Raw genomic sequence first — 11,244 nt, 5'->3', positions numbered from 1 at the left:
GAAGCAGTGTAACAGTTGTGCGATTCTACCCAGGACCCAGCGAGTGTAATGTTGTCGGTGGCAATTAGTGCATGCTAAACTCAGTAGCCGTGTGCGTTAGTCTTAACCATACGTGGGTCGCTAACTCAACGGCAGAGTACTCGGCTTTTAACCGATTTGTTCTGGGTTCGAATCCCAGGCGACCCATTTCTTGATTGCCTTTCGGGCATGCATTCGGTCCGAAAGCTGCTGCGAGGACCTAATCTGACTAAAATCACCCCGAATGGGACTGAGTCTTAGCTCTGTCGCTGAAGCTGTTTCCGGGTTGATTATCCGTCTCTCTATTTCGTCTTAGTCCGTCAGGCGCGGCAGCCGACGGGCTAGCTGGCTGCTTAGCCGACGCACTTTTCGAGCGACACGGTTAGCTTGACGAACCGGTTGAGTTTTCCATTCCAACCGCTCCCAGTCACTCAGGCGTGCGCTCCGATCGCGAACGAGCTCCGCACGGCGGTCGAGTAAGGTTTCGAACAATTCGACATACCGCGCACAGCAAGCTGCTGAGGTGTGAGGATAAGCGGGCATGCGCTCGACCCAGATGTCGTATGTGTCGATGAATTCTTGGAGGCGGTCGGGGAAGTCTGTAGTCTGAAATTCTATGCCGAAGCCCGCACAATATTCCGGCAGGCAACCGCTGTTTCGATACAGCAGTGGCAACCCACAATTCGCACCTTCATTTTGGTGGTTGCTGCCCGGCTCAAATTGCGAGCCAGTGACGTAAACGTGATGTTGGCGCAAGCTGTCGGCCAGTTCACTACCCGATCGCGGGGGGAGATAGTTGGCGTTACGAAAGGTGAACCCGTCGGGTAGATTGCCGATGTAGGTAAAGGCGATCGGGTGGCTGAAGGGCTGACTGCCGACGTAATCGTCTAAGCGCGAGTAGATATCGAAGCCTTTCATCCAGTTCCCCCCCCAGTGGTGAGTGACGATCGCTAGGGGTTCTCGATGGGTCCAGCGACGATAGCCGCCAGGGTTGAAAATCTGCCGATCCGAGCCGTTTAGAATAACGATGCTCTCGCGGTTGATGCGATTTTGGTTGGCATATAACTCTCGCAACCAGCTGGCAACGAACACCGTGTAATCCGCACTGAGATTGGCGTGTTCGAGGCGCTGATTGACACCTTTGGTGCCTTTTCGCTCGTCGCATTCGTTGATGCGATGGATGACGAGCGCGCCGGGATTGCGCCGCAGATAGCGAACGACGTCGCCATCCCGGTAGGCCGCGCTGTTCCCGCGATCGCGCGGATCCATTAGCAAGATCAAGTCTAGGTCGGGCGCACTAAGGTCGAAACTTACCTGATTGCCGCGCTGCTCTAGGTAGTTTGCTAGAGACTGGGCAAACTGATTGCCGCCTCCCCACGGCCCGCGTCGCAACTTAACCCCGAGGCTAATTTTCATATTCCCTTTCCATTGCAGCAATCGTGCAACAAATCGACCTGAGACCGTCTGTATCGGTCCAACAGGGCAAAAAAAAACTCGGTTACTGAAGATCGCTCTCGATGCCCACCACGAGTTCGACTGTTCGGTGCATTCAAACTAAGGTGCTTGAGCCTTAACAGCACTGCGATTGCCGGCCGCTTCTTCTAGGGCAGCCAACAGCACGGCTTCGCCTTGCTCGCGCCATTGTAAGTAAGTGGCGCGTCCTTGTCGGGCGGTGCGCTCGCGCTCGGCTGGGGCGAGCAGGGCCCGAAACGCAGCAACGTAATCGGCTAGCGTGCGACAGCTCCAGAATACGCCGGGATGGGGCGGGAACCCTCGCAGCGCTTCCGGTGCGGCCACAACCGGGAGCCCCGAGGCAATTGCCTCAACCACCTTCAGCTTGCAACCCCATCCGTAGCTTACGGGAACGCACATGATGTCGACCCCGGTGAGAAAGCCAGACAAGTCTTCAACGAAGTCGTGAATGTTCACATTGGGAGCGCTTGGAACGGGCAGTTGCTCGCGCGCGCACCGCCCCAACAAGTTGAATCGGAAACGCCCCGGCATAGCAGCCTCTACAGCCGGTGCGACGCGCTCGATGAGGTCCAGTGCCCCAGCCCGGTTGACATTGTTAGTGTAGACACCTCCGAGATATGCAACCTCAAGAACATCTTTTTCCGGCTTCACGGGGACCGGCGCGCGTTCCAGAAAAGGAATCACCCAATCGTTTGGTACGCGATTCCCGTACAGTTGCGTCATGGCACGGCGATCGCCCTCGGAGATAAAAAACAAGCGATCGGCAATACGATGCATCAACCGTTCGCCTGGATACACCAGCCGGATAGTCTGGATCCCATTGACGAGTGCGCGCCCAATCGCCACCGGCCACCCAACAGCATCGAGATCGCCTTTTCGCCGCGAAAGACGCAGCGTTGCGATGCTTTTGTCGAGCTTGTGAGCGGCTTCAAAGTTGTGTGGGCGGAACCATAAATGCGCGCCGCGGCGGTCCAGGCCAGCTGCCAGCCGGGCTAGATCGGCATACTCGCACCAGATTGCCTGGGGGCGCTCGCGATCGATCAGTGCCTGCAGCCGAGCGATCGCCTCGGGAAGCTCGCGCGGCGACCAGCGCGGTGCCCGCTCGATGAAAAAACAGTTTACCGGCCCAAGTGGGAGCGGTAGGGGCTGGTTTAGGTCCGCCTGTGACTCGGCCAGGTTTGCAGTCTGGCAAATTGCCAGCACGATCCGCCAGCCGCAGCGCTGGAAAAACTGCAAGCGGCCCCACAAATCCACCCGTGTTCCGTTATCTGGCGGATATGGGAAATAAGGCGTAACGAACAGCAGCGTCAGTGTCATGATGGCGGCGCGGGTTGCGGGCGACGCGCGCGGCGATCGGCGATCGCGCGTTCGAGAATCTGCAGGACGTCACCGCCGACTTTTTCCCAATTGAGGTCGCGCTCGGCTGTCTGGCGAGCGGCACGACCCATGTCCGGGCGGCGCGGCACGATGGCTTTAACTGCAGTGGCAATGGACTGAGGGTCCATGCGCGGAACTATATAACCGTTGCTGCCCTCGGTCAGGACTTCTGCCGAACCGACTGTTTCCGTAGCCACTACCGGGCAAGCACAAGCCAGTGCCTCGAGCAGCACGTTGGGGTAGGGGTCGAACCAAATTGACGGCACGATCGTTGCAATCGCACCGCTGTAAGCGCTGACCAGCTCCTCGGTCTTGAGAAAGCCCGTAAAGACGACGCGTTCGCGCAGCTTCAGGCGCTCGATGGTCGCGCGCGCGCGCTGCGTGTGGATGTTGTCTTCGTGCTTCGGTCCCGTGAATAAGCTCGAATTGCCGGCCAGCACGAGCTGAATATCGTCCGGCAACCCAGCCAGCGCCGCGATTGCCCAGTCTTGCCCTTTGGATTCGTGGATGCGGCTGGTGACGAGCACGTAACGCTCGCCGACTCCGTATTTCTGGCGGAATGAGCTGGCATCAACAGGACGAAACGTCTCGGTATCGATGCCATAGCGCGGCGCGTAGATCGGGCGATCGCCCCGGAAAAACTGCATCCAAGCCGGTGCTTGCACCACCAACGCGTCCGCACTTTCGAGCAGTGCTTGATAGCGGTCGTAGCGCGCGACGCGCTCACTCACTTGCTGGCGGATAGAGTCGGGACGAATGAGGCGATGGAGTGCATTCAATGCCGACCGCACGCCGGTCACGCGATCCAAGTTCGTCATTTCCCGGCGGCATGCCAGGCAGTTGTCGACGCTGCGCTCGTTGTAACACAAGGACTTGTCGGGTTTAAGGAAGCGGATGCGCTGCGGGCAAAGCAATCCCGTACCGTGGTAGCCGTAAACAACCGGTAAATCTAGATGGCGAGCGATTTCGATCGCCGCAACCGACGTGTGGTGGTTGGCAAAAATGATATCCGGCGCGATCGCCTCGACCAGTGGCACCATGTGCGGCCAGCGTGCCAGCACCGGAGCTGGGTCGCGGATAGCTCCGTTAAGCAACCTCGTCCGCACGACCTCGATTCCCTGCCAAATTTCGCGCTCGGGGCAACCATCATGACCGGCCGTCAGCATCGCGACGTCTGCACCGCGCCGTTGCAGTTCGGCGGCCAGCCCCTTGAGATATTGCTCTATGCCGCCGCCAATGGGATACCACTGGTCGCTAAATAACAGGATTTTCATAGTTGCTTTCACGTTAGCTATGCTGACCCTTCTGCTTCAGTATCTGCCCCTGAATCGGTCAGCAGCCACTCTTCGGCTGACTGTAACAACTCGCGATCGCGGGTCATCGCTACCCAAACCCCCCCCATAAATCCGATGATCTGGAACGGCAGGGCGCTTACCTTACCATCCCGGATCAAGATTGCCGCTCCCGGACTGGCCGAGCGGCCGAAGAACAGCTGGACGAATGCCCAAACGGGAAGCTTCAACCACTCCCGCGCCTCCAACATGGCTTTGACGGCCATGTAGCTATGCGCGGCAGCGTAGTCGCGCTGCACCTTACGATTGCGCTTAGTCGCGCGCGGGGGCAGAGAGCTGTCGCGTTGGGCGATGCGGTGCCAGAAACTGACATGGTTGGTGTAATAGAGTCGGAAGCCACAAGCTCGGGCGCGGACTAAAAAGTCCGTCTCCTCGCGCAGCGATCCTTTCGTTCCCACGCGCGTGTAGTTTCCATCCCAGTTTCCAGTTCGTTCTAGGACGACGCGGCGATAGGCCAAGTAGCAGCTGCGGCAGGCGTCGATGCGATACAGCCCTTCCGGCTGGCTGGCAATGACCGGCCAGCCGCGTGTCAGTCCGTAAAACCCGTCCACGCGCCCGATGCCTTTCTGATACTCGTCCTGCTTGTGGAGGTCTGCTGTCGCGCAGGCACCAAAACACGCTACCTGCGCTCGCACGTCGTCCAGGGATTGCCCCCGTAACTCCAGCCCGCCCAGCATATCCACGTCCGGGAAGCGATCGAAGATCGCAGCCGTGCGCGACAGCGCGCTGGTATCGAGCAGCGAGATATCGTCATCGACTTGGACGATAACGTTCCCGCGGGCCAGTAGATTGCCTAGGCTGCGCGCGTAGGTCACGCCAGCGAGAGTCGTGCGGTAGTATCGCACCTCCTGCGGATGGCGTCCGCACACGCGCTCCACCAGCGTGCGCGTTCCGTCCGTGGACGGTCCGTTATCGACGACGACAATTTCGTAGTGCGAGTAATCCTGCTCCAGTAGAGAGGCAAACGTCAGTTCCAGATCGGTGGCGCGGTTGAAGGTGGGGATGACGATTGAGAGGAATACAGTCAATGGTCGCGATCTCCTACGGAGCAATCTACGAGGCAACTTCGGCGTAGAGCTGCTGGCACTGACTGGCGAGGGCCTGCCAGTCATAATACCAGGCATCTTCAGCAGCCTGTCCTGCTAAGTCATGCCGCAGCTGGGGTTCGCGCGCGAGGCGTTGCATCCCATCTAAAAAGCTGGCATCATCGCGCTCGGGATAGACCAAGGCGTTGCGTTCGTGATGGAGGTACTCGTCCGTTCCGCCCGAAGCGGTGGCGACAATTGGCAATCCGGCTGCCAATGCTTCGAGATAAACCAACGGCATCCCTTCGCGATCGCTGCAAAGCACGAACGCGTCCGCCAAGCGATACAAGTGGGGCAGAATTTCAGATTGATATCCGAGGAGACGGATGTTGGTCAATTGGCGATCGCGAATCCAGGCGGCCGCGAGATCGCGGTTCGGACCGTCGCCGCACACCAGCAACTCGTAGTCGGAGAACTCGCGGGCAAACTCGACAAACATCTCCATTAGGGCAAACGTTCGCTTTTTATCCACCAACTGATGGACCGACAGCAGGTAATTCTTATCGGGCGACAAGCCCAACGTCTGCCGTGCCACCTCTGGGTCGCCTTCCCGGAAACGCCGGACGTCCACGCCATTGGGGACAATCGCGATCCGGTCGCCGTCGATACCGTTGTCGATCAGGCTATTGCGCGTGCGCGCCGAGATCGCCAGGATACGCTGCGCGCCAGCGAGCGTCTGGGCCCAATAGCGATTCAGTCGATCCCGGTACTGAAAGTAACGGCTGCAGTCCTGGGTCTGCAAGTCAACGATCGTGGGAATCTTGACTTTCAACCCCGCCCAACCACTCGGACCGTGGGCGTGGACCACGTCGTAGTCTTGTCGATGGCGCTGCAGCCACAATCGGCAGAGTTCGGTGAATGCCACTTCCGATCGCGCTTTCCAGCGCCATCCCAGGGAATATGGATGCACTGGTAACCAGAGATTGAGCTCGCGGAACTTCTTTGGGTGTGGGTAAGGTCCGGCCAGAGGCGATCGCGCGCAGAGCAGGTCCACGGATTCTCCGCACGCGCTAAGAGTATTGGAGAACTCGTGGGCGCGGCGCTCGACGCCACCAAAGAACAGGCGCGCCAGCCATGATATTGTTAGAACCCGCATGGCGCTAAGCGGCCGTGAGAACGAACGCCGCTTGCTCGAATGCCGGACAGTAACCCAGGCACCAAGCCGACACATTAGGATGTGTGGCGAGGTATTCCTGGAAAGCCTTGTACTCGTGCTCGCGCCAGTCCGGGTAGTTGAAGTACTCGTCGAAAACGATAATGGCTGTCTGGGCAAACAGCAGCGTATCGAACAGATATTTTGCCGACGAGTATAGGTCGCTGTCCATATGGCAGAACACGACCGGTTCCGGATGCAATTCTAAGAACCCCGGTACCGTTTCGTTAAACCAGCCTTTAACGAGTTTGACGTTGTCCTCGACATCCATATTCACGTCCTTGCCGAAGATCTCGCTCTGAGCCTCGATGCCGCTATAGGAGCCGCGCTTCCAGAACTCGGGCAAGCCTTCAAACGAGTCGAAGCCGAAGATCGTCTTGCCGGGAATGCGCTTGGCCAGCAAGTTGATCGATGCGCCCTTGCTAACGCCAAACTCCGCATACAAACCGTCGCCGAGTTTGTCGCGCGCGTAATCGACTGCCAGTTCGAGCAACTCAAAGCGATCGCGGCAGCGGGTAGCGCTGCTGCCAAATAGCTCGGTTTCGAGGCTTAACGATTCCAAGCGCGCGCTCAGCAGCTCCTGGTTCGTGCGATTTTTCAGTACTTCATCGATCACGACGCGGCGCGCGATCTGTTTGACACGCGACACAAACTGCTGCTTCAACGATGCCGGCACCAACTTCGAGAATCCTTGCCACATGGAGCACTCCTTCGCACGTTAGGCGGGCAGTTGGGGGTAATTATACTCGGCCAGGTTTAACTCGCGCGAGCGCGCGAGCGCCCGATTGTCCGCATCATAGTAGGCTGCGAGGCGCTTTTGCCAGATGGGCGACACCTGCGGGTCGGCTTCGCTGGCGAGAGCCGCTGAAAACGGATTGAGGCGATCGAGCGCCGTTTGCAAGCGGAATACAATGCGGGCGAGGGGGCTGCCGTCTATTCGGATGAGGCGGCAGCGGGTAATTGCTTCGGGGCCTTTATTTTCCCAAGCATCGGCAAGCAATGCTTGGGTTTCTTCGACATCGACGCCGATGAAATCGCACAACATTTGCACCGTTGCCGTGCGACGGTACTTGAAGTCCTCGAACAGCCAGACGCAAACGTTCTCTGCACCGAACTGCGCTTCAAAGGCCGCGATCGCCGGACCGTACTGGTAGCGACTTAGCAAGCCACCTAGGTCGCGCGTGTCCCACAAAAATTGGAGCCAGGACTCAAAGTCCACGAAGCGACCGGCGATCCCACTGACAGGAGGGATCCGGTAACCGTTGGTGTAGTTGGTGCGTGCGCGACAGCCATTTTTGAAATACATCGAAACAACGATATCGAGTTGATTGCGAATCGCGACGAGCACTTTCGCCGGGCCGAAGAGGTCGCGCAAGCGTTGGGCTGCCAGACCGCGATCGCCGATAGTGTTGCCCACGCCAATGCCTTCAACTGACAGAACAGTTGTTTTGCCGGACGCGATCGCGGGAGCAAGCGTGCGTTCGAATAGGTCACGGCTGACCTGCGGACAATAGAACAAACTTTCTTTGTGTAATAGCTCGCAGACGAGCTGATATACGGGATCGTTTTCAGTCACGGGCGGTCCGAAGTAGGCGATCTGGGAGTGGCAGGCAAACCAACACTTTTGCAGTGTTGAAGTAGCGGTGCGCGGGAAGCCGATGTGAATGACCGGCAGGGTAGTGGGCGTCGAGCTTGAGGTTGAGGTCATCGTACCCGGTGTCTCCCTTGAGTTGCTGGAGGGCAATCGCACTCTGCCGCTGCCCAAACGGGCGAGTTGGCGGGCCGGACCATTTACGGTTACTGCCAGTTCCCGGTGCCGTCGGCTTCTGGCGATCGCCCCATCAGAAGTTGGCTGGGAGCTATTATAGGTGCTTAAGTTTGCCGCTAAGCTGCATTGGGAATGCGGTCCACTCGCTCGCCACTTGTCAGCAGCGGTATGACAAAGCAACCTCGAATCTGGGTTGAAGAGTTGTTTGAAGACCTGGAAGCAATGGGTGGGATTTCGGTATTGCCTTTGAAAGAGGAGCAATCCTCGAGCCCTTGAGACCAAACCAGGGAATACAATCCCTGCTTTTCAGAGCTTCAGAACCGATGTGTCGCTGACTTTTCCAGTTATCTTTTGGCGAGTAAAATCGGCAGGTCTTCGGGGCGCTCGAAAGCCTTATTTTCCCGTTGTGCGATCTCAATTGACTCAGCTTGCTGGGAATCGCCACAAGGCTTGAAACCCTTGCTGTACAATAGTTGCAGACTTGGCGGGAAAAGTTAGATGTGTCGAGAGCAGGCTGTTGATTCGGAGATCGTCGAACAGGTGGCGATTTAGCGACCGCCGGCAGCAGAAGACAATGGGGGGATGCTGAGGGCTGGGTTTTCACCGATACCCTAAGGAGTTAGGCGCGTGAGGTCGCCTCGATCGAACTCAGCCTCGATGAAGATGAAAGCGTTGTTGGCATCGCACCAGCTCAAACACGACTACGTTTCGGCGGCGTTTCCTCTGCTTGCACGACGCCGGGGAACCCGAGGATACGCGTCACTTCCTGTTCGCTGAGGGGTTCGGGCTATAAGCTGTGTTGGTAGAGTGCCGCCCAAGTGTGCTTGCTGAGGACGCCACAGGCTCTCGTTGCAGTCGACGGCACGACCGGCATCTGGCGGCGCGTTTGCTGCCGTTCTGGAGTTGTCGGCGAATCAGGGGAGGGATTGGGGTTAGGCTCGGATATCGTCGGTGGCACAGACGGCGGAGCAGCTTTGCAAACGTCAAGGACGATCCGGTTGCCATCGAGCATATCCGTGAAACAGTCGGGCGGGTCTTGAGCGACGCAGGGCTCGCTGCCGCGATCGCACCGACGATTGCCCCCAGCCCCAATCAGCATAAGCTGTGGCGATGCGAGGAGTTCGACTCGTGGCAGCTCGGTCAAAAACGGTGATAATACCCTAGCTTGCCGGCACTGTAGCAAGCGGGGTTCGTGCTGGCAACTGCGCCTCACGACCGTCCGGCGTTGCAAAAGGTTGCGCTGCCGGTCCGAGCGACTGGGATGGGATTTAGATACCGCCTTACCGCTCGCGATGCCATTCCTTGCCCCGAACAAACACGCGCGCTGCCCAGGTCGGGTCGACGCGTGCGTAGTCGGTGCGGAAGTGTCCGCCGCGACTTTCCGTTCGAAAAACCGCACTCTTTAGGATCAAGTAAGCTGCATCGAGCAAGTTGCGCGTTTCGGTATAGGCGCGCAGCTGACAGGCTGCCGTCGGTACCAATCGCCGCGCTAACTGGGGAGCCAACTCGTCGAAGAACCGACCGATAGCCATCTCCGTACACTCATTCTGCCACGCCGCCACGTTGGCGAGCGCGCGCGCCAGATCCCGGCCATTGCGGCAGATCCCGGCACTGTCCCAGACCAACACGGGTAACTGCTGTCGGATTGCCGCCGCGCGATCGCTGTCGCGTTCCGGCCAAGGTGCGATCGGGTCGGCAGACGGAGCGATCGCGATCGAACGTCCCGTTGCCTCGCGCCCGAACTCAATATGTTGCAACTGCGCACCGAACACCAAGCACTCCAGCAGCGAGTTGCTTGCCAGGCGGTTTGCACCGTGGACGCCCGTACAGGCTACTTCCCCGACAGCATAAAGCCCCGGCACTGATGTCTGACACTCTAAATCCACCGCTACGCCGCCCATCCAGTAGTGGGCTGCTGGCGCTACTGGAATGGGTTCGGACTGAGGATCGACACCCCATCGCAAACAGTTGCGGATGATATTCGGAAATCGCCGACGCAAGCGCTCGGGAGCGATGACTCGCAGGTCGAGGAACGCCCGTGCTTCGGCTGGATCGGGAGCCGTCTTCTGCAAATGAGTATAGATGGCGCGACTGACCACATCGCGCGGCGCGAGCTCGCCGTCAGAATGGTAGGCAAACGCAAAGCGATCTCCCCGCGCGTCAATCAGATGCGCTCCCTCGCCGCGGACGGCTTCACTGATCAAAAAACGCGGTGCGCCCGAAACGCTCAATGCCGTTGGATGAAATTGCACGAACTCCAGATCTTGCAGCAGTGCTCCCGCCCGCCACGCTAAAGCTACGCCATCGCCCGTGCTCACTGCCGGGTTTGTGGTGTGCGCGAACACCTGACCGCCTCCACCGGTCGCCAAAACGATCGCGCGTGCCTCCAGCCACAGCATCTGCTCTTGCCACAGCAAACTGACGCCTCGACAGCGCGTTGGGACCTGTCCTAGGTGAGGCTCCTGCCACAATTCCAGCACCAGTGCCTGGGGAATAGCCAGAATATTCGGGCGTGCTAGCACCCGTTCTGTCAGCGTTGCCACGATCGCGCGGCCGGTCGTATCGGCTGCGTGCAGGACGCGCGGTCGCGAATGGGCGGCTTCCAGCGTCATGGCCAGCTGTCCGTGGTGGCGGTCAAACTCCACGCCGAGCCGTATCAGATGCTCAATACTGTCCGAGGCATGGTCGACCAGAAACCGGACTGCCTCGGGATCGCACAACCCTGCTCCCGCCTGCAGGGTGTCATCCCAGTGCAACTGCGGCGAATCGTCAGAACCGACGGCTGCCGCAATACCGCCTTGTGCCCAATCGCTGGCCCCGACCTGTAAAGCTTCCTTGGAAATGATCACCACCTGCAGTTCGGGCGGCAAACAAAGGGCAGCGTAAAGCCCGGCCGCGCCTGCCCCAACAACGATCGCATCGATATCAGCCGGCAAATCGGAAAGCTGAGTGGCAAGCAACGGCGATATCCCTTCCGGAAGTGAAACGCGCAACGCATTGCAATGGGGGTACATGCTG

General features: G+C 58.8%; 10 protein-coding genes and 1 tRNA gene. 2 read left to right on the top strand and 9 right to left on the bottom strand.

Annotated features, from left to right (window positions below):
* Positions 1-114: 114 nt before the first annotated feature.
* A tRNA-Lys gene (locus KR51_RS14860) sits at positions 115-186 on the top strand.
* Positions 187-330: 144 nt separating this feature from the next.
* On the opposite strand, the gene KR51_RS14855 is transcribed toward KR51_RS14860, so the two are convergent.
* The 7 genes from KR51_RS14855 to KR51_RS14825 form a co-directional block, all read right to left on the bottom strand.
* On the bottom strand, positions 331-1,434 hold the full coding sequence (locus KR51_RS14855; RefSeq protein WP_022608903.1) for a glycosyltransferase family protein: 1,104 nt from the start codon (positions 1,432-1,434) through the stop codon (positions 331-333).
* Between the two features lie 138 nt (positions 1,435-1,572).
* Positions 1,573-2,808, bottom strand: a complete 1,236-nt coding sequence (locus KR51_RS14850) for a glycosyltransferase (protein ID WP_022608902.1) — start codon at positions 2,806-2,808, stop codon at positions 1,573-1,575.
* Positions 2,805-4,154 (bottom strand): glycosyltransferase family 4 protein, encoded by a 1,350-nt coding sequence (locus KR51_RS14845; protein ID WP_156915138.1) that lies wholly within the window; start codon positions 4,152-4,154, stop codon positions 2,805-2,807. Before KR51_RS14845 ends, KR51_RS14850 begins: the two co-directional genes overlap by 4 nt.
* Positions 4,155-4,159: 5 nt before the next feature.
* Positions 4,160-5,248: a glycosyltransferase family A protein gene (locus tag KR51_RS14840; RefSeq protein WP_022608900.1), complete on the bottom strand. Its 1,089-nt coding sequence runs from the start codon at positions 5,246-5,248 to the stop codon at positions 4,160-4,162.
* 25 nt (positions 5,249-5,273) lie between these two features.
* Positions 5,274-6,401 (bottom strand): glycosyltransferase family 4 protein, encoded by a 1,128-nt coding sequence (locus tag KR51_RS17720; RefSeq protein ID WP_022608899.1) that lies wholly within the window; start codon positions 6,399-6,401, stop codon positions 5,274-5,276.
* A 4-nt stretch (positions 6,402-6,405) separates the two neighbouring features.
* On the bottom strand, positions 6,406-7,158 hold the full coding sequence (locus tag KR51_RS14830) for a TylF/MycF/NovP-related O-methyltransferase (RefSeq protein WP_022608898.1): 753 nt from the start codon (positions 7,156-7,158) through the stop codon (positions 6,406-6,408).
* Positions 7,159-7,176: 18 nt separating this feature from the next.
* Positions 7,177-8,034, bottom strand: a complete 858-nt coding sequence (locus KR51_RS14825) for a hypothetical protein (RefSeq protein WP_156915137.1) — start codon at positions 8,032-8,034, stop codon at positions 7,177-7,179.
* An 88-nt stretch (positions 8,035-8,122) separates the two neighbouring features.
* On the opposite strand from KR51_RS14825, the gene KR51_RS19900 reads away from it, so the two are divergent.
* Positions 8,123-8,326: a hypothetical protein gene (locus tag KR51_RS19900; protein ID WP_156915136.1), complete on the top strand. Its 204-nt coding sequence runs from the start codon at positions 8,123-8,125 to the stop codon at positions 8,324-8,326.
* Between the two features lie 687 nt (positions 8,327-9,013).
* Here the strand turns inward: KR51_RS19900 and KR51_RS14820 are convergent.
* Positions 9,014-9,370 carry a hypothetical protein gene (locus tag KR51_RS14820; protein ID WP_040656415.1) on the bottom strand — a complete coding sequence of 119 codons (357 nt, stop codon included), beginning with the start codon at positions 9,368-9,370 and terminating at the stop codon, positions 9,014-9,016.
* A 136-nt stretch (positions 9,371-9,506) separates the two neighbouring features.
* The gene (nadB, locus tag KR51_RS14815; protein WP_051358241.1) at positions 9,507-11,186 is read right to left on the bottom strand and encodes an L-aspartate oxidase; all 1,680 of its coding nucleotides are present in this window, start codon (positions 11,184-11,186) and stop codon (positions 9,507-9,509) included.
* Positions 11,187-11,244: the final 58 nt, after the last annotated feature.

The sequence above is a fragment of the Rubidibacter lacunae KORDI 51-2 genome (assembly GCF_000473895.1).
Classification (GTDB): domain Bacteria; phylum Cyanobacteriota; class Cyanobacteriia; order Cyanobacteriales; family Rubidibacteraceae; genus Rubidibacter; species Rubidibacter lacunae.
The sequence above is the reverse complement of the archived record's forward strand: the minus strand, read 5'-3'. Positions and strand labels throughout refer to the sequence as shown.

Bases quoted from the DNA above. Each gene is read 5' to 3' on its own strand.
- KR51_RS14855 (WP_022608903.1), bottom strand. From the start codon at position 1,434: ATGAAAATTAGCCTCGGGGTTAAGTTGCGACGCGGGCCGTGGGGAGGC.
- KR51_RS14850 (WP_022608902.1), bottom strand. From the start codon at position 2,808: ATGACACTGACGCTGCTGTTCGTTACGCCTTATTTCCCATATCCGCCA.
- KR51_RS17720 (WP_022608899.1), bottom strand. From the start codon at position 6,401: ATGCGGGTTCTAACAATATCATGGCTGGCGCGCCTGTTCTTTGGTGGC.
- KR51_RS14830 (WP_022608898.1), bottom strand. From the start codon at position 7,158: ATGTGGCAAGGATTCTCGAAGTTGGTGCCGGCATCGTTGAAGCAGCAG.
- KR51_RS19900 (WP_156915136.1), top strand. From the start codon at position 8,123: ATGACCGGCAGGGTAGTGGGCGTCGAGCTTGAGGTTGAGGTCATCGTA.